The organism is Enterococcus mundtii (genome assembly GCF_003957375.1).
GTDB lineage: Bacteria > Bacillota > Bacilli > Lactobacillales > Enterococcaceae > Enterococcus_B > Enterococcus_B spodopteracolus.
Genome location: NZ_CP025473.1, coordinates 1874861 through 1900108, shown reverse-complemented (window position 1 = coordinate 1900108; position 25248 = coordinate 1874861). Strand labels below are relative to the sequence as shown.

Annotated in this window: 22 protein-coding genes and 4 pseudogenes; 23 read left to right on the top strand and 3 right to left on the bottom strand. The window is 39.0% G+C overall.

What is annotated here, in order from left to right; translation table 11 throughout:
* The first annotated feature begins 15 nt into the window (after positions 1–15).
* From pstC to CYK55_RS09160, 17 genes are all read left to right on the top strand, one after another.
* A complete protein-coding gene (gene pstC / locus CYK55_RS09240) occupies positions 16–936 on the top strand; it encodes a phosphate ABC transporter permease subunit PstC (protein WP_034687410.1) in 921 nt (306 codons plus the stop codon).
* Positions 936–1820 carry a phosphate ABC transporter permease PstA gene (pstA, locus tag CYK55_RS09235; RefSeq protein WP_010734918.1) on the top strand — a complete coding sequence of 295 codons (885 nt, stop codon included), beginning with the start codon at positions 936–938 and terminating at the stop codon, positions 1818–1820. The genes pstC and pstA overlap by 1 nt, the downstream gene beginning before the upstream one ends.
* A gap of 14 nt (positions 1821–1834) precedes the next feature.
* Positions 1835–2641, top strand: coding sequence for a phosphate ABC transporter ATP-binding protein PstB (gene pstB, locus CYK55_RS09230; protein WP_034687407.1), 807 nt, complete (start codon positions 1835–1837; stop codon positions 2639–2641).
* Positions 2642–2656: 15 nt separating this feature from the next.
* Positions 2657–3415 (top strand): phosphate ABC transporter ATP-binding protein PstB, encoded by a 759-nt coding sequence (gene pstB / locus CYK55_RS09225; RefSeq protein ID WP_010734920.1) that lies wholly within the window; start codon positions 2657–2659, stop codon positions 3413–3415.
* Between the two features lie 12 nt (positions 3416–3427).
* Entirely contained in the window at positions 3428–4114 is a 687-nt protein-coding gene (gene phoU, locus CYK55_RS09220) for a phosphate signaling complex protein PhoU (RefSeq protein WP_010734921.1), read from the top strand.
* 346 nt (positions 4115–4460) lie between these two features.
* On the top strand, positions 4461–5507 hold the full coding sequence (locus CYK55_RS09215) for a YibE/F family protein (RefSeq protein WP_126134229.1): 1047 nt from the start codon (positions 4461–4463) through the stop codon (positions 5505–5507).
* Complete coding sequence (locus CYK55_RS09210; protein ID WP_034687399.1) at positions 5507–6265, top strand: YibE/F family protein; 759 nt, start codon at positions 5507–5509, stop codon at positions 6263–6265. The genes CYK55_RS09215 and CYK55_RS09210 overlap by 1 nt, the downstream gene beginning before the upstream one ends.
* Positions 6266–6376: 111 nt before the next feature.
* Entirely contained in the window at positions 6377–7948 is a 1572-nt protein-coding gene (gene liaX, locus CYK55_RS09205; RefSeq protein ID WP_126134228.1) for a daptomycin-sensing surface protein LiaX, read from the top strand.
* Positions 7949–8101: 153 nt separating this feature from the next.
* A complete protein-coding gene (locus CYK55_RS09200; protein WP_010734926.1) occupies positions 8102–8407 on the top strand; it encodes a PspC domain-containing protein in 306 nt (101 codons plus the stop codon).
* Positions 8407–8763, top strand: coding sequence for a phage holin family protein (locus CYK55_RS09195; protein WP_010734927.1), 357 nt, complete (start codon positions 8407–8409; stop codon positions 8761–8763). The genes CYK55_RS09200 and CYK55_RS09195 overlap by 1 nt, the downstream gene beginning before the upstream one ends.
* Positions 8764–8991: 228 nt before the next feature.
* On the top strand, positions 8992–9930 hold the full coding sequence (gene hprK / locus CYK55_RS09190; protein ID WP_010734928.1) for an HPr(Ser) kinase/phosphatase: 939 nt from the start codon (positions 8992–8994) through the stop codon (positions 9928–9930).
* A 14-nt stretch (positions 9931–9944) separates the two neighbouring features.
* Entirely contained in the window at positions 9945–10775 is an 831-nt protein-coding gene (gene lgt / locus CYK55_RS09185; protein WP_034687395.1) for a prolipoprotein diacylglyceryl transferase, read from the top strand.
* 43 nt (positions 10776–10818) lie between these two features.
* Positions 10819–11832 carry an NAD(P)H-dependent glycerol-3-phosphate dehydrogenase gene (locus tag CYK55_RS09180; RefSeq protein ID WP_126134227.1) on the top strand — a complete coding sequence of 338 codons (1014 nt, stop codon included), beginning with the start codon at positions 10819–10821 and terminating at the stop codon, positions 11830–11832.
* Positions 11833–11854: 22 nt separating this feature from the next.
* A complete protein-coding gene (gene galU / locus CYK55_RS09175; protein WP_034687391.1) occupies positions 11855–12787 on the top strand; it encodes a UTP--glucose-1-phosphate uridylyltransferase GalU in 933 nt (310 codons plus the stop codon).
* Between the two features lie 125 nt (positions 12788–12912).
* Positions 12913–13356 (top strand): DUF948 domain-containing protein, encoded by a 444-nt coding sequence (locus CYK55_RS09170; RefSeq protein WP_071866768.1) that lies wholly within the window; start codon positions 12913–12915, stop codon positions 13354–13356.
* Positions 13357–13358: 2 nt separating this feature from the next.
* Entirely contained in the window at positions 13359–13922 is a 564-nt protein-coding gene (locus tag CYK55_RS09165; RefSeq protein ID WP_126134226.1) for a YtxH domain-containing protein, read from the top strand.
* 94 nt (positions 13923–14016) lie between these two features.
* Positions 14017–14457: a GNAT family N-acetyltransferase gene (locus CYK55_RS09160; protein WP_034687386.1), complete on the top strand. Its 441-nt coding sequence runs from the start codon at positions 14017–14019 to the stop codon at positions 14455–14457.
* Positions 14458–14673: 216 nt separating this feature from the next.
* On the opposite strand, the gene CYK55_RS09155 is transcribed toward CYK55_RS09160, so the two are convergent.
* Positions 14674–15777 carry an aminopeptidase P family protein gene (locus CYK55_RS09155; RefSeq protein ID WP_126134225.1) on the bottom strand — a complete coding sequence of 368 codons (1104 nt, stop codon included), beginning with the start codon at positions 15775–15777 and terminating at the stop codon, positions 14674–14676.
* Between the two features lie 213 nt (positions 15778–15990).
* Here CYK55_RS09155 and ccpA point away from each other — a divergent pair, with 213 nt between their 5' ends.
* Positions 15991–16992, top strand: a complete 1002-nt coding sequence (gene ccpA, locus CYK55_RS09150; protein ID WP_023520019.1) for a catabolite control protein A — start codon at positions 15991–15993, stop codon at positions 16990–16992.
* Positions 16993–17209: 217 nt separating this feature from the next.
* On the opposite strand, the gene CYK55_RS09145 is transcribed toward ccpA, so the two are convergent.
* Positions 17210–19555, bottom strand: a complete 2346-nt coding sequence (locus CYK55_RS09145) for a transglycosylase domain-containing protein (RefSeq protein ID WP_126134224.1) — start codon at positions 19553–19555, stop codon at positions 17210–17212.
* 261 nt (positions 19556–19816) lie between these two features.
* On the opposite strand from CYK55_RS09145, the pseudogene CYK55_RS09140 reads away from it, so the two are divergent.
* From CYK55_RS09140 to CYK55_RS09125, 4 pseudogenes are all read left to right on the top strand, one after another.
* Positions 19817–20715: pseudogene (locus CYK55_RS09140) on the top strand (deoxyribonuclease IV).
* A gap of 328 nt (positions 20716–21043) precedes the next feature.
* Positions 21044–21452, top strand: a pseudogene (locus CYK55_RS13825) (MerR family transcriptional regulator).
* Positions 21453–21526: 74 nt separating this feature from the next.
* A pseudogene (locus CYK55_RS13820) lies at positions 21527–21651 on the top strand (aldo/keto reductase); the annotation flags it as partial.
* A 157-nt stretch (positions 21652–21808) separates the two neighbouring features.
* Positions 21809–23102: pseudogene (locus CYK55_RS09125) on the top strand (MFS transporter).
* Positions 23103–23185: 83 nt separating this feature from the next.
* Here the strand turns inward: CYK55_RS09125 and CYK55_RS09120 are convergent.
* Positions 23186–24748, bottom strand: a complete 1563-nt coding sequence (locus CYK55_RS09120; protein WP_034687375.1) for an Nramp family divalent metal transporter — start codon at positions 24746–24748, stop codon at positions 23186–23188.
* A gap of 244 nt (positions 24749–24992) precedes the next feature.
* Here CYK55_RS09120 and CYK55_RS09115 point away from each other — a divergent pair, with 244 nt between their 5' ends.
* Positions 24993–25217, top strand: coding sequence for a YneF family protein (locus tag CYK55_RS09115; RefSeq protein WP_010734944.1), 225 nt, complete (start codon positions 24993–24995; stop codon positions 25215–25217).
* Positions 25218–25248 lie beyond the last annotated feature (31 nt).

Below are 25248 nucleotides of genomic sequence, written 5' to 3'. Positions count from 1 at the left end.
AAGGAGGAATCATCTGTGGAAGATGTAAAAAAAGCACTAGTAACTAAATCCAAGCGCTCGAAAATGGAACAACGTGGAAAGTTTATCAGCTTTTTATGTATTGCATTGATTGTAGTGGTTGTTTTAGCAATATTTTATTTTGTTGCCAGCAAAGGGTTAGCGACCTTTTTTGTTGATAAAATCAATGTTTTCGATTTCTTATTTGGAACAAATTGGAATCCGAGCGCACTAGGGCCGGATGGAAAACCAATGGTAGGAGCTTTACCAATGATCGCGGGTTCGTTTATCGTTACTTTTTTATCTGCGATCATTGCAACACCTTTTGCCATCGGAGCAGCTGTGTTCATGACAGAAATCTCTCCGAAAAACGGAACAAAGATTTTACAACCGGTCATTGAACTACTTGTAGGTATTCCTTCAGTTGTTTATGGGTTTATCGGTCTATCCGTCATCGTTCCATTTATTCGTGGCATTTTTGGCGGAACTGGTTTTGGTATTTTAGCCGGAACATTTGTGTTGTTCGTAATGATCTTACCAACGGTTACGACGATGACAGTCGATGCGTTAAAAGCCGTACCAAGACACTATCGTGAAGCTTCTCTTGCATTGGGAGCAACGAGATGGCAAACCACGTATAAAGTAGTCTTACGCGCAGCAATTCCAGGAATCTTGACAGCTATCGTCTTTGGGATGGCTCGTGCCTTTGGTGAAGCCTTAGCGATCCAAATGGTTATCGGGAATGCGGCATTGATGCCAACAAGCTTTACCACCCCAGCTGCAACACTGACATCGATCTTAACGATGGGTATCGGAAATACGATCATGGGTACCGTTGAAAACAACGTGTTGTGGTCTCTAGCCTTGATCCTACTCTTGATGTCATTATTCTTTAATATCGTTATCCGCTTGATTGGTAAGAAGGGAGAATTGAAATAATGAATGCAAAACGTTCTGATAAAATAGCAACAGGTGTCTTATATGTGATTTCAGGCATCATCGTCCTGATCCTCGCTGCGTTGCTTCTTTATATCTTAGTTCGCGGTATTCCACATATCTCTTGGGCATTTTTGACTGAACCGTCAAAAGCGTATCAAACTGGCGGAGGGATCGGAATCCAATTATTCAACTCGATCTATTTACTGATTATCACAATGATCATCAGTTTTCCGATTTCACTGGGTGCAGGAATCTACTTGTCTGAGTATGCAGGTAAAAACTGGTTGACAGATGTTATCCGCACATCCATTGAGATTCTTAGCTCATTACCTTCTGTTGTTGTCGGTCTTTTTGGTTTCTTGGTTTTCGTTATCCAATTCCAATATGGGTTCTCGATCATTTCAGGTGCCTTGGCATTAACCGTATTCAACTTGCCTTTATTGACTCGGACAGTCGAAGAATCTTTACAAGCTGTTCATTACACACAACGTGAAGCTGGTTTAGCTCTAGGATTGTCTCGTTGGGAAACAGTACTTCGTGTCGTTGTTCCTGAAGCGACACCAGGTATTTTGACGGGGGTCATCTTGAGTTCTGGTCGTATTTTCGGTGAGGCTGCAGCGTTGATCTATACCGCTGGTCAAAGTGCGCCAGCCTTAGATTTTACTAACTGGAATCCATTTAGCATTTCCAGCCCGATCGGTATCTTCCGACAAGCTGAAACACTAGCTGTCCACATTTGGAAAATCAATACAGAAGGAACGATGCCCGATGGGGTTTCCGTTTCGGCAGGAGCTTCTGCAGTATTGATCATCGCTGTGTTACTATTCAACTTTGGTGCACGAGCAATTGGAAAACGTCTGCACCGTAAAATGACTTCAGCTTAAGGAGAAGAAGCAGAATGAAAGAATATAATATGAATGAAACCAACATCATCAAAATGGGCGCTGAAAAAGATATCGCGCTATATACAGATGATTTGCATGTATGGTATGGCGATAACGAAGCCATTAAAGGTGTCAATCTTGAATTTGAAAAGAATAAAGTCACTGCATTGATCGGACCATCAGGGTGCGGGAAGTCCACTTATCTACGTTCATTGAATCGAATGAACGATGGGATCGCAAACACGAAGATCACTGGAAAGATCATGTACAAAGAAGTCGATGTCAATGCACCACAAATCGACGTTTACGAAATGCGTAAACGAATCGGCATGGTGTTCCAACGTCCGAATCCTTTTAGTAAATCAATCTATGACAATATTACGTTTGCCTTGAAACAGCATGGGGAGAAAAACAAACAAAAACTAGATGAGATCGTCGAAACTAGTTTGAAGCAAGCGGCATTATGGGATCAAGTCAAAGATAGTTTGAATAAAAGTGCTTTGGCGTTATCAGGTGGACAACAGCAACGTCTTTGTATCGCTCGTGCAATCGCGATGAAACCAGATATTTTATTGCTTGATGAACCAGCGAGTGCGTTAGACCCGATTTCTACTGGGACTGTCGAAGAAACGTTAGTCAACTTAAAAGAAGATTATACGATTATTATTGTGACTCACAATATGCAACAAGCTGCCCGAATCAGCGATTATACTGCGTTCTTCTATCTTGGAAATGTGATCGAGTATGACAAGACGAATAAGATATTTACTAGACCTAAGATTCAGGCAACTGAAGACTATGTGTCCGGTCATTTTGGTTAAGACGGAGGACTTGCTATGACAAAAGAAATTATCTCATCAAAAGATCTTCATCTGTATTATGGGGAAAAAGAAGCCTTGAAAGGCATTGATCTAAGTTTCAATAAAGGCGAGATCACTGCAATGATCGGACCATCTGGTTGTGGGAAATCTACTTATTTACGTTCATTGAATCGTATGAATGATTTGATTCCAGGTGTAACGATCACTGGTAGTGTCGTTTACAAGGGCAATGATATCTACAGTCCTAAAACGGATATCGTTGGACTACGTAAAGAAATCGGTATGGTGTTCCAACAACCAAATCCTTTTCCATTTTCAATCTATGAAAATGTCATTTATGGATTGAAAATCAAAGGTGAAAAAGACAAAAAAGTGTTAGACCAAGTAGTAGAAGAGAGCTTGAAAGCAGCATCTGTTTGGGAAGATGTCAAAGATAAATTGCATAAAAGTGCGTTGTCTTTATCAGGTGGACAACAACAGCGAGTGTGTATTGCTCGCGTGTTAGCTGTCAATCCAGAAATTATTTTATTAGATGAGCCAACTAGTGCCTTAGATCCAGTCTCTACTGGTAAAATAGAAAGTATGTTATTAGAGTTAAGAGAACGTTATACGATGATCATCGTGACTCACAATATGTCACAAGCATCACGTATCTCAGACAAAACAGCTTTCTTCTTAGATGGCAATTTGATCGAGTTCAACAATACGAAAAAAATATTTATGAATCCTGATAAAAAAGAAACGGAAGATTATATCTCAGGACGATTCGGATAAGGAGGAAAGAGGATGTTACGAACACAATTTGAAGAAGAACTATTGAACCTTCATAATCAATTTTACGAAATGGGAATGATGGTTAGTAATGCCGTGCATAAATCAGTGCGCTCTTATACAAAACACGACAAAGTTCTTGCAAAAGAAGTAATTGAAAATGACATTACAATCAATGATATGGAAACACGATTAGAGAAAAAAAGTTTTGAAATGATTGCTTTGCAACAACCGGTGACAACTGATCTACGAACGATCATCACAGTCATGAAAGCAAGTTCAGATTTAGAGCGTATGGCTGACCACGCAGTATCAATCGCCAAGTCAACGATTCGTCTTAAAGGAGAAACAAGAATTCCTGAAATCGAAAAAGAAATCTCTGATATGTCTGATTATGTCAAAAAAATGGTAGATAATGTCTTAGTCGCTTACGTTAAAACAGATGAAAAGGACGCACGTACGATTGCAAACATGGATCATCGTGTGAATGAATCCTTCAATCGGATCTACAATGCAACGATCAAAAATATGCAAGCAAACCCCGAAACTGTTATCAGTGGAACGGACTATGTCAACGTAGCAAGTTATTTAGAGCGGATCGGTGATTACGTAACAAATATCTGTGAGTGGATCGTGTATCTAGCTACAGGTAAAATCACTGAGTTGAACACAAATCATAACGAAGAGACTAATCAAAGATAAAAATCATTCGCTGATTTTTGTCAAATGCTGATCAGTATTTCTGAGAAATAAGCGCCAACTTCCGAAAAGAGAGATATATTTTTGGAAGTTGGCTTTTTTATTAATTATAGAAGACAAATATTTGAGATTTGGCGATGATTCATTATTTATTGTTATCCATTTCATAAATTTTAAGGATCGGGTACATTAGATATCCTGTTCCTTCTAAAAACGAATAGACGGTGTTCAAGAAGCTGACCTTCTACACTAAGCTAAAAAATTGTAAAATATGAAAAACTATTTTTCAATTTTCTTTCTTACTGCTCAGATCAAGTCACTTCTTTCACAACCTCAGAAAGGAAGGCGTATGCAGAAAAAAATTCGATTATTGATCAAATGTTTGATTCTTTGTAGTTGTTTTGTGGCCGCATGGGCAATCCAACATGCCACTGAATGGTACGAAGACCCAATCATGCAAGTACAGCAAGTATCGCTAGAAAATGAACAACAAGTAATCAAAGGAGAATTGATGAATACGCAAGCGAAAGGAACAGAACTCACTCTGTTTATTCCGCACCAAGAAAATCAGATCGAACATGCAAAAGCTAAGACGAATCAACTTTATCTCATACGTAAAATCGGGGATGAATGGCAGATACTCAGTAAAAAGAATGACGGCTGGTTATTCCTTTTTACAAGTTTATTTATCTGTGCGCTCTTATTCGTAGGCGGAAAAGCAGGCATATTCACTTTGATCAGTGTAGGACTCAATCTCTTGTTATTGATTTTACTTCTTCAGGGTTTCACGCAGATCCAAGGGATATCTTTGGTGATGACGAGCATTCTTTTTGTCTTACTAGGAACGATCATTTGCGTTTTTGCCTTAGATGGTTGGCAACAAGGTGGACTGATAAAAATCGTCGCAACAATGACGAGTGTAGGTGTAGCGTTTCTAATTTGTTTGTTCGCAATGGATTATTTGAACGATCAAGGATTACGTTATGAGGAAATGAGTTACTTGACTCGACCGTATCGTTCCGTTTTTTTAGCTAGTTTATTAGTCGGGATGACAGGTGGGGTATTGGATACAGTTGTCACAGTCACGACAACTTTAGATGAGTTGCTGAGTAAACAACCAAAAATAACGATGAAACGATTGTGGCAATCTGGTCAAATGGTAGGACAAGATGTGATTGGCTCAATGACGAATATCTTACTATTCGTATACGTCAGTGGGACGATCCCGATGTTACTTGTTTACTTTAACAATGGTTGGCCTTTGAGAGATGCGGTTGAGCTACATCTCTCGTTGGAATTGCTACGTGTGATCAGCGGAAGTCTAGGCATTGTCCTTTCGATTCCCATTACACTTTTATGCTATTTAAGCCATTTGAAGTATCGGAGGGCGATTTGATGAATGTACTTTTGCTCTTAGCGCTTCTCTTAGTGCTATTGATTTTACTGGTTGGTGGGAAAAATGGGCTCTATACGATTTTAGGTCTGTTCATCAACATCCTATTGTTTTTCCTTCTATTGCTCCTCTATCATTTTCGGTTGCCAATATTACCAAGTGCCATCGTGATATTTTTATTGATCACTAGTGTCACATTGTTTTTTGTTAATGGCTACAATCTCAAGATGAAAGCAGCTTTTCTTAGTGTATTACTTTTTTTAGTAGTTTTCTTAGTGGTGACGCCGCTTCTTTCTGAATTAGCGATCCAAGGGTTTACAAGGGTTGAATTAGATGAACTAACAGGGTTCGATTTACATGTACCTCTGGATTTTTTCGCATTGACGCGCGCAATTTTATTGATCAGTGTGAGTGGAGCCGTATTAGATGCAAGTGTGTCCGTCGCTAGTGCGACGTATGAAGTATATCTCACAGATCCATTACAAAGCTATCGGGAATTAGTAAAATCGAGTATACGGATCGGCAGAAAAATTTTAGCTACAACAGTAACGACCTTGGTTTTTGCTTTTATGGGAAATTGTTTAGCTCTGATATTATGGTTCATTGATCTAGAATTGTCTTTTGGCCAGTTGATCAATGAAAAAACTTTTGTTTTGGAGTATGTAACTGTAGTGGTCACGACAAGTGCAGCGATCCTTGTTTTACCGATAACGTCAGTCATTTCTTCAATTTTATTTACTCGACAGAAAAAATCATCCTAAGAATGAGAGAAAGTTACAACTTAAGTCCTATGACTTTTTCTTCAAATCATTGCATAATATGTATGTAAGGAAAAGCTTGCAAACAATTTTTGCTATAAGGAGGCAATTTCCATGAAAGAAAGAGAACGTATTTTAGAATTAGTTAAAAAAGGCATCCTTTCAACTGAAGAAGGTTTAGACCTATTGGAGAGTATGGCAACTGAAAAAGATGAAAAGCAAATCGCAAAAGAGGCAGATCGTGTACATGCTGATCGTAAAGAAAAAGATGAAGCAAGTCGTTTGATCGATGAACTTGAAAATGGCAAAGCTGAACGTGAAGCAGTGAAACCAGATCCAAGACAAAAAGAACAAGAAGACAAAGAGAATCTAGAAAAAATCTTAGATGAATTGGCGACTGAAGCGAATAAAACTTCTGCTCACTTAGATGAAGTCAACGCAAAACTTTTTGAAAATAAAATTGCACGCAATGAAAAACAGGAAACATTGATGCAATTGAATACAAAAGAAGAGTTGGATCAACTAACAGAAGAAGAATTGACACAACGTCAACAACTGGAGCAAGAAGTCAAAGAACTTGAAGCAGCCGGTGATCTTTTATCTGAAGAGCGTATCAAGCTTGAAGCTGAATTAAAGGATATCCGTAAAAACCAATGGTCTGAGAAAAAAGACACCTTTGCTGAGAAATTTGACTTGCCAGAGGATTGGAAAGAACAAGCAAATGACACATTGAACCAAGTCGGCGAAAAAATGACTGAAGCTGGGAGTCAACTAGGTAAATTCTTAAAGAAAACCTTCCAAAATGTTTCCGTAACAGTGAATGACAATATGGAATGGAAAGATGTCAGCTTACGAGTACCTGGGATCGCCACAACTAAATTTGAACACGAATTTTACTATAGCGCGCCACAAGCAAGTATTATCGACATCAAAGCGGCTAATGGGAATGTCACCTTGAAAACTTGGGATAGCGAAGACGTAAAAGTCGAAGCGAAAATCAAGCTTTATGGAAAAATGGGTGCAGAGCCATATGAAGCTTTTGCTGAACGCAGTCAAATCGAAGTCAATGATGAACACATTTCTTTCCAAATCCCGAACAAACGTGTACGTGCCGATTTAGTCTTCTACTTACCAAAACGCACGTATGACCATACAGCAATCAAATTCCTCAATGGTAATATTGTAGTTGAAGACTTAGATGTAAAAGATATTTACATGAAATCAACAAACGGTAATATCTTGGTTGAGCAAATGGCTGCAACGATGCTTGAGATTGGTGGAGTCAACGGAAATATCGATGTCCGTAATGGAGATATTTTAGATTCAATCATTGAAACAGTCAATGGTACAGTTACTTTTGGCGCAACACCAGAAAACTTAGCGATCTCATTGGTCAATGGGGATGTTCGTCTGACAGTGAAAGAAGATCGTTTGAAGAAAATCGAAGCAAGCTCAGTTAATGGTAACGTCAAAGTTGCATTGCCAACAACTATCGGTATGGACGGTCACGCAAAAACAAGTCTCGGTAGTATCAATAGTCGGCTGTCTGATTATGAAGTGATCCGTGAAAAGAAAGAGCGCACGAATCAAATGTTAGAATTCCGTCGCCTTTCTGAAAATGAAATGGCGAAAATTGAATTATCTACTACAACAGGTAGTATCTATTTAAAAGATACAGATAAATAATTTTTTCGCTTCGACCTTCTGAAAGAGGAAGACGAAGCGAAAATCATACTTATAAGAAACAAACAATCGGTTTATTATTTCAATAAATCTTCCGAAGTAAGATTGTTTTAGCATCTTTCTTCAATTAAAATAGTAGAACAGAGGTGAAAGAAAGTGAAAAAAAAGTTGACAAAATCAAATAAAAATATTGTATTGACTGGTACTTTAGCTGGGATTGCTGAATATCTTGGGATTGATCCAACAGTTGTTCGTGTCATTTACGTCTTCTTAAGTTTAGTTGCATTCGGAAGCCCAATTATTTTATACATTCTGTTGGCTTTACTCGTGCCTTCAGGAAAGAATAATCAACGTCGTTATGGACATGACAACGACTATTATCAAAAAAACAACTACAGAGAACAAACGAATAAACGAAAAGAGGCAGAGAAAATCAACGATGACGAATGGAGTGACTTTTAATGTCTTATCTTCAACGTATTGTTGTTAGTACGCTGACGTTTATCTCTCTGGCAGTTATTTTTCCAAATATGATATTTGTGAATAGTATTTGGACCGCAGTCGTGGCAAGTTTTGTTCTTTCTGTGCTGAATCTATTAGTCAAGCCATTCATTATGTTTTTATCGATCCCCTTTACCTTGTTGACGTTTGGATTATTCACTTTTGTGATCAACGCATTGATTTTACAAATGACCTCCTTCTTTGTCGGAGCAGCTAATTTTAGCTTTTCGTCATTTGGATCAGCAATAATGATTGCAGTGATCATGTCATTCGTAAATATCATCGTTAGCAATCGTAATATGAACAGGAATCGTTAGAAAACAATGCAAAGGACAATAAAGCACATTCAAATAAGTGGAAAGAGGAGGTGGCAATTGTCGCTTCCTCTTCTTATTTGCAAAGAGATGATAGCGATTTCTTGATCGGCGCTTGCCAAAAAAACGAGTGTAATGAAAAGGATATCCCTTGTTTTTTTTATTGGTAGTACTTTTACCGATAGAATGATAAAATAAAAGAGAACAGTTTAATAGAAATGAGGTATACGAATGGCAGAAATGGTAAAAGTTAGCCAATTAGTAGAAAAACTATCATTAGAAATCGTCACTGGTGACGAGCAAAGTCTAAATCGTGTCATCGTAACTGGTGATATCTCCAGACCTGGACTGGAATTGACCGGTTATTTTAATTATTATTCCCATGACCGACTACAGTTATTTGGGAGTAAAGAAATCAGCTTTGCAGAACGGATGATGCCGGAAGAGCGTTTGATGATCATGCGTCGTTTATGCAGTGAAGACATGCCAGCCTTTATCATCTCTAGAGGTTTAGCTGCACCAGAAGAAATGATTCAAGCAGCAAATGAACATGGCATGGCCGTTTTGCGTTCGCCGATCTCAACCTCACGTTTGCTTGGTGAGTTATCAAGTTATTTAGATGGACGATTAGCACCTAGGACTAGTGTTCACGGCGTCTTAGTCGATGTCTATGGACTAGGTGTCTTGATCCAAGGAGATAGTGGCATTGGAAAGAGTGAAACAGCGTTAGAACTGATCAAAAGAGGCCATCGATTAATTGCAGATGATCGAGTGGATGTGTATCAACAAGATGAGCTAACTGTTATTGGAGAGCCACCAAAAATCCTTGAACATTTGATTGAGATTCGCGGAATCGGGATCATTGATGTGATGAATCTTTTTGGGGCCAGTGCAGTCAGAGGATCGATGCAAGTCCAATTAGCTGTCTACTTAGAAGCTTGGGCAAAAGAGAAAAAATACGATCGTTTAGGGTCTGAAGATACTTCTGTTGAAATTGCGGAAGTAGGTATTCCCCAAATCAAAATACCTGTGAAAACTGGACGAAATGTCGCAATCATCATTGAAGTTGCTGCGATGAATTTCCGTGCGAAAACGATGGGGTTCGATGCAACGAAGACATTTGAAGAAAGATTGAGCCGTTTGATCGAAGAAAATTCAAACGGACAATAGCTAGGAGTGAAAGTATGATTGCACAAATCAACCGGGTCGCTTTTGACCTTTTAGGAGTTCCTATTTACTGGTATGCATTGATCATTGTTTCAGGCATTATTATCGCCATGTGGTTAAGCAGTCGAGAAGCAGTAAGGGTAGGAATGAAAGCAGAAGACGTAACTGACTTTATGTTATGGGGATTACCGCTATCGATCATTGGCGCACGCTTGTATTACATCTTGTTCGATTTACCACAGTATATTGCAAATCCGATCCAAATATTCAATATCCGTTCAGGCGGCCTAGCGATTTATGGTGGTCTGATTGCAGGCGGTATCACATTATATTTTTACACGAAATATCACTTCATTGATGTCTGGACGTTCTTGGACATTGCTGCACCTAGTGTTTTATTAGCACAAGCAATTGGACGCTGGGGAAATTTCATGAACCATGAAGCATTTGGACCAGATACAACAAGGAGTTTCTTAGAAAGTCTATATTTACCGAATTTTATTATTGATAATATGTATATCGATGGGATCTATCGACAACCAACTTTCCTTTATGAATCAATATGGAGCCTTATAGGCGTGATCCTCCTCTTATTACTAAGGAAAAAAACACATCTTTTGAAAAAAGGGGAAATCGCACTGATTTACTTGATATGGTATAGTTTTGGTCGTTTCTTCATCGAAGGAATGAGAACGGATAGTCTTTACTTTTTAGATACAATCCGTGTGTCACAGCTTTTATCTGCTGTGCTATTCATTGGAGCAATCGTTCTATTCATCTGGCGTCGAAAAAAAGGCAACTTACCAGATTACGACCGATCTTTAGGAAAAAATCAATTCATTATCTAAAGTCCAAGTCGAAAAAAATGAAAAAATTTGCAGGAGTGGTAAAATGAAATATAGGGTAGCGGTTTTAGGTGCTGGCTCGTGGGGAACAGCATTAGCACAAGTGCTTGCTGAAAATGGTCATGACGTTCGACTCTGGAGTCACCGTGCCTCACAGGTTAATGAAATCAACCAAAAGCATACCAATGAGCGTTATTTACCAAAACACCAATTGCCCAAAACGATCATCGCATACTCGGACATGGCGAAGGCTGTTTCTGATGTAGATGCTGTTTTGTTTGTTGTACCGACTAAGGCGATTCGTTCTGTATGTCAAGAACTCGTTGAGGTTTTGCAAACAAAACCAGTGATCATCCATGCAAGTAAAGGCTTAGAACAAGGAACACACAAGCGGATCTCAGAAGTCCTAGCAGAAGAGATCCCAGCAGAAAAGAGACAAGCAATTGCTGTTTTATCGGGTCCAAGTCACGCAGAAGAAGTGGCTCGTCACGATATTACGACGATTACTGCTGCAAGTACGGAGACAGATGCTGCTAAATTTGTTCAAACACTATTTTTGAATCATTATTTCCGAATCTATACGAATCCTGATGTCATTGGGGTTGAAATGGGTGCCGCTTTAAAAAACATTATCGCAATCGGTGCAGGTGCAATCCATGGCTTAGGTTTTGGGGATAATGCAAAGGCAGCTATCATGACAAGAGGATTAGCAGAAATCAGCCGCTTAGGTGTTGCTATGGGAGCAAATCCGTTGACCTTCATCGGACTGAGCGGTGTCGGTGATTTGATTGTCACTTGTACAAGTATCCACTCGAGAAATTGGCGTACCGGTAATCTGCTTGGACAAGGCCATGAATTAAGCGAAGTCTTGAATAATATGGGCATGGTCGTGGAAGGTGTCCAGACAACACGAGTCGCTAAAGAGTTAGCTGAGACCATGGGGATCGAGATGCCGATCACTCAAACGATTTATGAAGTGCTATATGAGCACAAGAACATAAATGAAGCAGCGACAGAGATCATGTTGCGCGATGGCAAAAAAGAGAATGAATTTCACTAACATTTTTAAGGGAGAGAAAAAAATGAAAGTAAAAAAAGCAGTGATTCCAGCAGCAGGTTTAGGAACAAGATTTTTACCTGCAACAAAAGCGATGGCAAAAGAAATGTTGCCGATCGTTGATAAACCAACGATTCAATTTATCGTAGAAGAAGCGTTAAAATCAGGGATTGAAGACATTTTGATCGTCACAGGTAAAGCAAAACGCCCAATTGAAGATCATTTTGACTCAAATATCGAATTAGAAACGAACTTAGGCGAAAAAGGAAAAACTGAATTACTAAAATTAGTGGAAGAAACAACGGATGTAAACCTTCATTTTATTCGTCAATCGCATCCTAAAGGGTTAGGACACGCTGTGTTGCAAGCAAGAGCATTCATCGGAAATGAACCGTTTGTTGTCATGTTAGGCGATGACATCATGGAAGATGAAATCCCATTGACACAACAACTGATCGACGATTATGAGCGTACACATGCATCAACAATCGCCGTGATGCAAGTACCACACAAAGATACCTCTAAATATGGAATCATCAATCCAGGAGAAGAATTAGAAGACGGCTTATTCAATGTCAAAGATTTTGTTGAAAAGCCTGAACCAAGTAAAGCACCAAGTGATTTAGCAATTATTGGACGCTATTTATTGACACCCGAAATCTTTGATGTCTTAGCAGAGCAAAAACCAGGTGCAGGTAATGAGATCCAATTGACCGATGCAATCGATACATTGAATAAGACACAACGCGTATTCGCACGTAAATTTACGGGTAAACGTTACGATGTCGGCGACAAATTTGGTTTTATGAAAACAAGCATCGAATATGGGTTGACACATCCAGAAGTGGGTGGACCGTTAAGAGAATATATTCTAACATTAGGTAAGTCTTTAGCAGCAGAGACGCCTTCATCTTTCAATCAATCAACAGAAACTTCTGAACCAACTAACAAAAAGTAAACAAGCGAGATGCTTCAGCTGCTGATCAAAATGTAGGTAGTTGAAGCTTTTTGCTATTTTTTATTTGTTTAAAAAATATGAAAATGCTATCCTTATAGCAAGGAAGAGGAGAAGGAGGCTTGATTATGACAGTTGGAGAAATTGCTGGCTTGATTGCAGCAATTGCTTTTGCAATACTTGTGGTCTTTCTAGTACGTGTATTGATTCGATTAGCAAAAACGATTGAAAAAGCAGAGCAAACAGTAACAGAAGCAAACACAACGATTGAAGTCGTTACAAAAGATGTTGATCTTTTATCGAGACAAGTCGAGGGCTTGTTAGTGAAAAGCAACGAATTATTGAATGATATCAACGGAAAAGTAGCAACAATCGATCCTTTATTTACAGCTGTCGCTGATTTGAGCGAGAGTGTATCAGAATTGAATTCTTCAAGCAAACACATCGTTACAAAAGTCGGTGGCATCGGTAAAACAACAGCAAAAGCAACTGTTGCCAGCAAAGTCGGTGGGACTGCGGTGAAATTCTTTAAACACAAAAAAACAACAACAGATACGACAGGAGGAAAATAATCATGGCAAAAAAAGGTGGATTTTTACTAGGTGCAGTGATTGGTGGTACAGCCGCAGCAGTGGCAGCATTGCTACTTGCACCAAAATCAGGTAAAGAATTACGGGATGAATTAGCAGCACAAGCGGATGATTTTCTAGATATGGCTTCTGATTATACAGAGATGGCAAAAGAAAAATCAACTGAATTGACAAGTATCGCAAAAGACAAAGCGCAAGATCTTTCACAACAAGCAGGCAATCTAGCTGGTAATGTAAAACAAACAGTCTCAGACGCAACAGCAGATGCAGGAGATGAATCAGAAGATATTTTAGTGACCTTGAAAGAACAATCAGCTGATTTATCTGATCGTTTCAAAAAATCTGCCGCTGATTTAGGCGACACAGCCACAGCTGCGAAAGAAGACATCATGATCGACATCAAAGATACAGCAGATCAAGCAGGTAGTACTGTAAAAGAAGGCATTGACGAGGCTAAACCAATAACTGAAGATGCAAAAATCTTGTCTGAAATGGCAAAAGAAGATGCAGCTACTGCGAAAGAAGATCTAAAAGATACATTTAAATAAGCAACACTAAAAAGTGAGCAAGAAAAGGCACGATCAGGAAACAACCTGATTCGTGTCCTTTTTTCTCTAATCTTACGTGGAGAGGATATTGTAAATGATTGAGATCAAGAAAAGCGAATCCGAAGAAACAGAAAAGAAAATCATTGGTCTACTGAACGAACAATATATGCAATCATTTTCTACAAATGAGCACTTAACAATTCAAACCATTTCAATCAGTGCATCTAAGGATGAGAAGTGGATCGGTGGCGCAGTGGCATCTTTATTTGGAAATACCTTGCATCTATCATTGCTTGGCGTAGATCAATCGTACCGTCACGAAGGCATCGGATCACGATTAATAGAAGCGGTTCAACAAACAGCATTAGAATATCAATGCTTATATATGACTGTCAATACACAAGATTATCAAGCTAGAGAGTTTTACGAAAGTCACGGCTTTGAAGTGTTTGCTTCGGTGGAAAATATGCCTTTTGTTGGCACAACGAAATTCTATTTAAAGAAACAAATAGTAAATGAACAGGCAACTAACTGATATCAGAAAAAGCAACTAAAAATAAGCGATAACCCGAAAAGAGTTTCTACTTTGGGGTTATCGCTTATTTACAGGTCAAAACGTTTTTTTCACAACCTCGACAAACGGTGTTCAAGAAGCTGACCTTCAACATTAAGCTGAGAAATCAAAAAATATAGAAAGCTATTTTCTGATTTCCCAGCTTACTGCTCAGGTCAAAACGCTTCTTTCACAACCTTACTCCACTACTAATAATTCTTTTGGTGTTGTTGTAAATGGGATACAACCGTCACTTGTGACATAGACGCAATCTTCAATTCTTACGCCTACTTGATCAGGGATATAAATACCTGGTTCTAATGAGAAGCACATGCCTTCTTCGATCACTAGATCATTGCCTGCAACTAGTGAGGGATATTCATGAACAGTTGTACCAATACCATGACCTAGACGATGATTGAAGTATTCGCCGTAGCCGTAGCTTTCAATGACGTTACGTGCGACTTGATCAAGTTCAGCGGCTGTGACGCCTGGACGAACAGCTTCTTGGGCTGCTAATTGAGCTTCAAGCGTGATTTGGTAGATTTTCTCTTGAAATTCTGTCGGTGTTTGGTAGGCAACTGTTCGTGTCGCATCACTACAATAGCCATCCCATACGACACCTAGATCGAACAAGACAAGTTCATTTGGTTGGATCGTGGTACTTCCAGGTGTTCCATGAGGGCTTGCTGCATTTGTCCCCGCTAAAACTAGCGTGTCAAAAGACATTTGAGATACCCCTTGTTTTTTTAGTTGATATTCGATTTCAGCAATAATCGCTTGTTCCGTTACGCCTTCTTTGATGGAGTGAAAACCGATCTCAAAAGCTACATCTGCCCACTTTCCTGCCGCAATCAATTGCTCTTTTTCTTTTGTTGTTTTGATCAATTGCAGACGTTGGATGACCGGAGTCAGGTCAGCAAATCGGACGCTGCTTGTCATTTGTTGCGATAACGCGTCAAAGCGATCAACCGTCAACGCATTTTTTTCGATTCCGATCGTTTTTATTTGTGGATAACGGGTGCGGATCTCTTGCCCGATCAATAGCCAAGGATCTTCATTATCAAGATAACCTCGGACATCATAGGCCCAAGGACTATTTTGTGCATCTTCTACTTCTAACGCTGGTGTAAACAAGAAAGGATCTTGGTCAAGTGGAAGAAACAGAGCTAGTACACGTTCGTGGGGTTCACTTTCATAACCAGCAAAATAGGCGATATGACCTGGATCACTGATATAAGCAAGATCGATTTCTTTTTGAGCCATCCATTGGCGTAATTCATTGATTTTTTCAAGATTCATTTGGACATCCTTCTTTCGCATTTATGGCATGTTTCGATAATTCATTGTACCACTCTTGTAAAAAAAGACCAATTGACTAAAAGTGAAAAAGGTGATTTTTTTCATGAAAACGCTAGTAAAACGGTTGCAATTTCTGTCAATCTTTGATATTCTGTTTTAGAAATGTAAATCGTATTTTCAGAAAAGATATAAAAATAGAATAGGAGAACAACGATGGAAAAACAAACTATCACTATTTATGACGTAGCGAGAGAGGCAAATGTTTCGATGGCTACTGTTTCACGTGTTGTCAACGGGAATCCAAATGTAAAACCAGCTACAAGAAAAAAAGTATTGGAAGTCATTGACCGCTTAGATTATCGCCCAAATGCTGTAGCTCGTGGTCTTGCAAGTAAAAAAACAACGACGGTTGGAGTCATCATCCCAGATGTCAGCAATATGTTCTTTGCTTCATTAGCACGTGGGATCGATGATGTGGCAACGATGTACAAATACAATATCATTTTGGCAAATTCAGACGGAAATGACCAAAAAGAAGTCAACGTACTGAACAATCTTTTAGCCAAACAAGTTGACGGTGTGATTTTCATGGGGCATCATATCACAGATGAAATCCGTGGTGAATTCTCACGTTCAAAAACTCCAGTTGTCTTAGCTGGTTCGATCGATCCCGACGAACAAGTAGGAAGTGTCAACATCGACTATACTTCAGCGACAAAAGATGCAGTGACTAAATTAGCTAAAAACGGCAATAAAAAAATTGCCTTTGTAAGTGGTGCATTGATTGACCCGATTAATGGCCAAAACCGTTTGAAAGGCTACAAAGAAGCGTTGAAAGAAAATGGACTGACTTATAGTGAAGGTTTGATCTTTGAATCAAGCTATAATTTTAGAGATGGCTTGTCATTAGTAGAACGTATCCATAATAGTGGAGCAACTGCTGTTTATGTGACGGATGATGAACTAGCAATCGGTATTTTAGATGGCTTGATTGACCGTGGTGTCAAAGTACCAGAAGAATTTGAGATCATCACAAGCAACAATTCTTTATTGACTGAAGTTGCTCGCCCACGCTTGACAAGTATTACGCAACCATTATATGACTTGGGTGCGGTATCAATGCGTCTATTGACAAAAATGATGAACAAAGAAGAAGTAGAAGAAAAAACAATCATCTTACCATATGGAATTGAAGAAAAAGGTTCAACGAAATAAATCGATTGAGATAAACATCCAGCGATTGATCGAATAAAACGATAACTAAAAGTAGCTGAAATGACAAAGAATAGTCGTTTCAGCTACTTTTTTGTGGAAATAGCAGGGTCAAAGCTTCACCAAAGATAAGTAAAAACAAAAATGAGCCAGATCTTGATATCATTTATCAAGATCCGACTCATTTTTTGAGAAAAAGTAGTGGACTCAGATTGTTTTGTTAATCGTCGTCTTTGTCATCCTCTTTGTTCTGTGGATTTTCACGTTCGAATGTTCCGACAGTATTCCAGTAATCTTTGTAATTTTCATCCGTTCCACCTACACCAAATTTGAAGGTGCTTTTTTCAGGACCATTTTTTGCCCAAAGTGACTCGACAGTTTTGCTAGGTGTATTGATCGATCTTCGGTCCACGGTCACTTTTCCAGGTAATTGTCCTGTAAAGGCAGAAACGTCTTCTTTCTTCACATCAGAAGCAAGTGTGAATTTCTGATCGGTACCAAAAATCGTTGGGTTTACTTGATACACTTGATTGATTAAATTCGCTAAATATTTGGATGAACGTAATCTTGCTTGGGCATCCATTCCGGTATTATCATCGTGTCCTGCCCAACTACTGATCGTGACAGAAGGGGTCGAGACAACTAACCATGAATCTCGGTAATCATTCGTTGAACCAGTTTTACCGATCCAGTCCGCTTGCCCTAAGCTGCCATTGAGACTAGTGATATCATCTTTGAATGGTGTGGTGATTTTTTCATTGATAACGCTACGCAACATATCATTGACGATCGAAGCGGCGGCTTCGGAAAAGACACGCACTGGTTTAACTTCGTGATGATAAATCACATTCCCATCGTTGTCAGTGATCGCATCAATGATATACGCTTGCTGGAATTCACCATTATTTGCTAATGCCTGGAAGCCGTTGGTTTGTTGAAGAGTGGTGACATCGACTGTTCCCAGTGGGGCCGATTCAACACCCCAGTTGGCATTTGCAGGATAGTTCATTTTTGATAGATACGTTTCGTAGGCGTATTGTTTTGAGCCGCCATTGTTCAAAACATCTTGATATAAATGGTAAGCAGGGATATTGTTCGACCATTCCAATGATTCACGAACCGTTTGGAAGGTATTTGATCCTTTATTCGTCGCATTGACGATGTCTTCTCCGGCATTTGAGCCTTCTTGCCAAGTAGTTGCATAGTCAGAAACACGTGATTCTGAACCAACTAAGCCCATATCGATCGCTGGGCCATAAACCAACATCGGCTTGATCGATGAGCCGGCTTGTCTTTGAGTATCAAAAGCATGATTATTTTGGTTCAGCGCATAATTACGACCACCGACAAATCCATAAACTCGACCGGTTTTATTATCCATCAGAACGTTACCAGTCTCAACAGGAGTGCCTTTTCCGTCATCAAGTAAGTAACCATAATTAGCAACACCTGCTTGCATCGCATCATAGATGCCTTTGTCGATCGTTGAATGAATCGTATAGCCTTGATTTTGAATCGTTTGTTCTGCACGTTGATAGTAAGCATTGTAGACGTCTGTATCGGATAGATCTGCGTTATCTTTTTCTCCCAATTGTCTAGCAATGATATCGGTCGCGGCATTCATGATCGTGTAATATAAGAAGTTACGGTCAGTTTGTTCTGCCACTTGTTGACCTAAGAAATCTTTTGTTAAGTCATAGGCTTTTGCTTCTTCATATTGTTCTTTTGTGATTTGGTGTTCACGGTACATGCTAAATAGCACGATGTCTTTTCTTTCTAAGCCGGCAGTAAGGTCTTCTTTCAATGCACCTGTATTGGTATAAGGGCTATAAGTAATCGGACTTTGTGGCAAACCTGCGATAAATGCCGCTTGTGGCAAGGATAAATCGCTCGCATTGACTCCGAAAATCCCTTGCGCAGCTTCTTGGACACCGGCAATATTTTGGCCTTTATTGTTTCTTCCGAAAGGTGAAACATTCAAATAAGTGGAGATGATTTCGTCTTTAGTAAAATGTTTCTCGACTTGTGCAGCCAATAGAATCTCATTTGCTTTACGCTTAAAGGTTGTTTCATCGGTCAAGATCTGTTGCTTGACTAACTGCTGGGTCAGTGTTGATCCTCCAGATGAGCCGATCCCAGTTGCTTCAGAGAAAAGTGCTCGGATCACCGCTTTAGGAACATAGCCTTTATGTTCTTCAAAATATTCATCCTCTGTGCTGATGATCGCAGATTTTAAATAAGGCGACATTTGATCTGAAGGGACAGTTGTCCGCATTAAATCAGTTTGGATCGTCGAGATCTCTGTATTATCGGCATAAACAAGTTTTGATGTTTCAGTTATATTGCCTAACTCAGATTGTAACTCAGATTTGGAAGGTAGCTTTGTATCTTCAACTAGATACGCAAAATAGCCGGCACCAACTCCCATACCTAATGCAGCGAATAGAATGATAAGAACCATGATAAAAACGGTTAATGATTGAAAAACGCGAAAAATGACCTTAGGAACAAACCACTTTTCTTTTGTTTGTCGTGCTTGTTTTCTTCGTGTATTATTACGTGGCAAAGGTTTCACCTCAACTAATGGTTTTATTTCGCTAATTATAGCAAATAATAGAACAAAAAAACAGACATGGCTTTTTTTGTGTCCTTTTTGACCTTTGGTTTTGAGAAAACATTAAAAATACTTCTAGTTATTTTGTATCTGCTCGGATCATTGGACAGATTTCAAACTTTTCTTTCAAATCCGTTTCAGTTAAGATAAAAGAAGAGTGAACAAATCCATTCACTGAGTGACTAGCCGAGAGGGCTTTATAGGAGGAGTACGATGTTATTAGGTTCACATGTCAGTATGAGCGGTAAAAAGATGTTACTAGGTGCTGCAGAAGAAGCAGCCAGCTATGGTGCTTCTACCTTTATGATCTATACGGGTGCACCACAAAATACCCGTAGAAAACCAATTGAAGAAATGAATATTGAAGCTGGAAAACAATATATGGAAGAAAATGGACTGAAGAATCTAGTGGTCCATGCACCGTATATCATTAATTTAGGCAATACAACGAAACCAGAGATGTTTCCATTTGCTGTGCAATTTTTAAGAGAAGAAATCGTTCGAGCGGAAGCATTAGGAGCAACTCAGATCACATTGCACCCAGGCGCACATGTCGGTGCTGGAGCAGAGGCAGGGATCGCAAGGATCATTGAAGGGCTAAATGAAGTCTTGACGAAAGAACAGACCGCACAAATCGCCTTAGAGACAATGGCAGGAAAAGGCACAGAAATCGGCCGAACGTTCGAAGAGTTGGCACAGATCATCGAGGGAGTGACGTTGAATGAAAAGCTATCAGTCACCTTTGATACATGCCACACGAACGATGCCGGCTATGATGTAGCGAATGATTTTTATGGCGTCATTGAAACGTTTGATAAAGTGATTGGTTTAGATCGCTTAAAAGTACTACACATCAATGATTCAAAAAATCCACAAGGTTCACATAAAGACCGCCATGCCAATATCGGCTTTGGTACGATCGGTTTTGATGCATTGAATAAAATCGTCCATGAACCAATGTTCAAAGATGTTTCAAAGATTCTTGAAACACCATATGTCGGAAAAGATAAAAAATTGGCTTATGCCCTTATGGAAAAGAAATTGCGATGTTCAAAGCTGAAACCTTCGATCCAGAAGTATTCCCGGAATTATTAGCAGATGTAGAAGGCTAAGTCAGTCGTATTTTTTGTAAGATAAATACATGTTTAAGAGCAACTGACAAAGGAGGTCGGGACACAAGTGTTCAGCCTCGCGAAATAAAGTGCCATCCACGAAATTTGTTCTTCCAATTTTTGTGGGTGACGCCTTATTTTTTGAAGAAGTTGCTTCTGTTCTCGTTGTTCACTTGATTTTAAATCAAAAGGATAAGGTTATGTTTATTTTGAAAGAAACGGATAATAAAAGAAAACCAATCAAATAAAGAAAATTTGTTGATTATCATTTGCCTTGGAGTTGACTTTAGGGTTTATGATAACCTATATAGAAGTGGAAGGTGATGGAATAAATATCAAAAAAACAGCTGACATGTTTGATTTTAGTGTGGATACGCTCCGTTACTATGAACGTGTAGGAGTCATACCGCCGGTTAGTTGTAATGAGAGTGGATATCGGGATTACATAACAAATGACCTAAATTGGATTTACTTAGCAAAAAAATTTACGTAATGCGGGTTTATCTGTAGAATCTCTCATTGAAGTTGCTCACTTGGCTCAATTACGTGATGCACAAAAGTGGAAAAAGCGCAAAAGCAGATTTTAGTTGATCAGTTAGAAGAACTAGAGGAGATGCAGGAAGTGAGAGAATTGCTGGTTGATAAGATCGAAACGTATGATGAACTTTATTGCGAAGTTCAAGGCTGGGGAAATGACTTCAGATAAAGTCGAAAAATTATGGGTTCAAAAAAAGTAAAAATTTTTTTCTTGCTATGGATCTAACTTCAAGGTTTAGGATAGAAAAGGTAAAGAAGAAAAGGAGGAAATAATATCAACGCAATCAAATTGAACAATGGTGTAGAGATACCTTAACAATGGGATTTGGACCACTAGAAGAAACAGTAGAAGCGGTTTATCAAGCCATCAAAGCAGGATATCAGTTGATCGACACAGCATGACCATGTGCACCACAACAAGTGGAATGGTTTATGGAGAGAATGTTGGCTACAGAAAAATGATAGATGACTATTGATTTGTGAAAGGGATAAAAGCTTAAAACAATCGAATGTGAAAGGACGAAACAATAAAAGCAATAGAAAGAAGTTAGGGAATTTGAAGAAAGAAAAATCTGGTGTCATTTTACCAATTACTTTATTATCCTATTTTTTGATTTTAATGGATAATTCTATTATTTTTACTAGTTCTATGCAGATAGGAGAAAGTTTAGCTTTATCTGCAAGAGCATTTTCATGGGTATCCAGTGCATATACGCATACTTTTGGTGGTTTTTTACTATTAAGTGGTCGCCTTTCTGATTGATTCGGAAGAAAAAGAATTCTTTTAGTTGGTTTATTTATTTTTGGGATAAGTTCATTGCTTATTGGATTATCACAAACAGCAGAAATGTTGATCATGATGGGTGGTGTCCAAGGAGTAGGTAGTTCCATCATTGCTCCGACATCTTTAGCATTGCTCATGGATGCTTATCAAAATAATATGAGGCAACGTGCGATCTCTTATTATGGAGCAACTGCGGGAATTTGTTCAAGTATTGGTTTGTTAGTTGGTTGGGGATTGCCTAGCTTGATTTCTTGGCGCGCTGGTTTCTTGATAAATGTGCCATTTACTCTTTTGCTAGTGGTTTTAACATTGAAATATGTGAGTCCTTCGGAACGTCGAAGGAAACGTATTGATTATTTAGGAAGTTTATTATCGATCCTCGGACTGATAGGAATCATCTACGGTCTTACTGAAGGGAAAAGCAACTTTTTATTAATTGATATCCTATTTTTTGGTTTGTTTATTTTCTGGGAGCGAAGGACTTCTTCGCCAATGCTTCCTCTCGGATTTGTTAAAAATAAGATACGTTCTGGTGCCTATGCTACTCGTCTCTTATTTATGATGGTGATGCTGCCATTTTGGTTCTTTTTACCTCAAATGATGCAAAGTCAATATGGATTTTCAGCGTTACAATCAGGATTTGCTTTTCTACCACTAAAGATAGTTGATTTTATTATTGCGATGCAGTTGCCGAGAATGACTACACGATTTGAAAATAATAGGATATTGTTTGTTGAAGAAATAATACTAGCAATAGGGTTGATTTTACTAGCGGTTTCGAACCCGTTTAATGGTTATTGGCAAACGATCTTTGTTCCTATGATGATCCTTGGATTAGGACAAGGAATGATTTTAGCGCCAGTGACATCTGCTGGTATCTATGAAGCACCTGACGAATTAGCAGGTATCGCAAGTAGTTTGACGAATACCATGCACCAGTGGACCAATTGGTTTGTCATTGATTGTCTCGACTACTACTAATTTTCAGACTGGAATCTGGTGGATGGTTGTTTTTACGATCATAGCTATTGTCGTGGTAGTTATTTATCTTCATGATGAAAAATAGAACTGTCTAATTTAGTAACCACAAAAAAGAAGTAAAGGTCAAAACCTATGCTTCTTTTTTGTCCTGCTTAGAGGGTGAATAACTCACGACAACTCTTGTAAACGCTGTTCATAGCGTTTATTTCCCTTATAAAGATCAACGATCGTCCAAGCGAGTAAGGCGAGTACAGCAATAATGATGATATAGGCAACTTGATCAGCAAAGGCAATCGTCGAGCTAGAAGCTTGATCACCGAAGAAAGCTTCAATTTGTCCTGGGAGTCCACGTAAGTTTAGATACGTCAAACTGATAACGGAAAACCAGCCGAGTACTTTGACGATCAGAGAATTCTTGAAACGATTGCCCATTTCTGCTTGACTGTTGGTCATCATCAATAAAGGAATCATTGAAAAAGGCAAGGCAAAAGCTAAGAATACTTGGGACTCATTCATTAGATTATTAAGTGCTGTATGTTCTTCGATCGTGCCTTTAGAACTAGTGAACAAGACACAAAGTAGCACAGGGATGACGGATAATAGTCGAGTTACTAAACGGCGTAACCAGATCGGCATGCGCATATGGATAAAGCCTTCCATAATGACTTGTCCAGTCAATGTACCGGTAATCGTTGAATTTTGACCAGAAGCAAGAAGTGCTACTGCAAATAAGGTTGATAAAATGCCTGATTTTGCTACGGCGATCAAGACACCGTTACTCATGGCAGATGGATCAGAAAGTGCTTCATACAAACCAAAGAAAGAGGGATCTTGAACTGCACCAGTTTTAAAGACGGCAACCCCCATGATCAAAAGAAGTGCATTGACAACGAAAGCCATCGTTAATTGAATATTGGAATCCCATGTCGAGAAACGAACCGCTCTTGCAATATCTTCTGGATCTTTTCGATCGATCTCACGGGTTTGGGAAACAGCAGAGTGCAAATAGAGATTGTGGGGCATCACAGTTGCACCAATGATCCCTAAAGCTCCAGTCAATGGAGTCTCTCCACCGATTTTTGGTTCTTCAGCAAATGTTTGGCTATTAGGAATAAAGCCTTTGAATAGACTGCTCCAGTCAGGATTTGAAAGCGCCACTTGGTAGACAAAGACAAATAGAATAACGAAAATCAAACAGACAACTAACGCTTCAATTTTACGAAAACCGATCTTTGTCAAAAGAAGCAAGACAAAGACATCCAAGACGGTAATAAAGACAGCAATTGCCAACGGAATATCAAATAATAAATATAGAGCAATCGCTGCACCAATGACTTCAGCGATATCTGTCGCCATGATCGCTAATTCGGTCAAGATCCAAAGAATGACCCCTAACGTTTTACTCGTACGAGCACGAATCGCCTGTGCTAGATCCATTTGGCTGACGATCCCAAGTTTGGCAGCCATATATTGTAGTAACATAGCAATCAAGCTGGACATCAGAATAACTGACATCAGTAAGTATTGGAAATTTTGGCCACCGGTGATCGATGTTGACCAATTACCTGGGTCCATATAGCCGACTGCTACGAGTGCGCCAGGTCCGGAATAGGCAAGTAAGGTGCGGAAGAAACTTTTTCCTTTTGGTACTTTGACCGTACCGTTTACTTCTGAAAGGGATAACCCATTAGTGTGTTCAATCCATTTATGTTTATTCTCGTGATTATTCAAATGAAAACCACCCTTCTATTTCTTTTCGAATTCATTCTACACCCAGAGACGAAAAAATAAAAGAAAAAAATTCGGCTAACCTAAAAATTAAATGTGGCTCGCTTTCTAAATAGGTGTTTTTGTATAATCATGAAATAAAAATGACTTTTTTTACATATTCTTAAGAAAACGCCTTTCTTTTTTTTGTAAGTTTTAGTAAAATGAATCATTGAGAGCAATTAGGAAAAGGAAAGGAGAGATTTACATGGTATCAAACGGAATCGTTGTACTTATTGCAGTTATTGCATTGTTAATCGGCGCAGTCGGTGGATTCTTTCTTGCGCGTAAATATATGAAAGATTACTTAGAAAAAAATCCTCCCGTTAATGAGGAAATGTTAAGATCAATGATGATGTCTATGGGGCAAAAACCATCTGAAAAGAAAATTCGTCAGATGATGCAGCAGATGAAGAACCAAGGGAAGAAGTAGGTTCTTATTCGACAACATCAAAAAGCGGGCT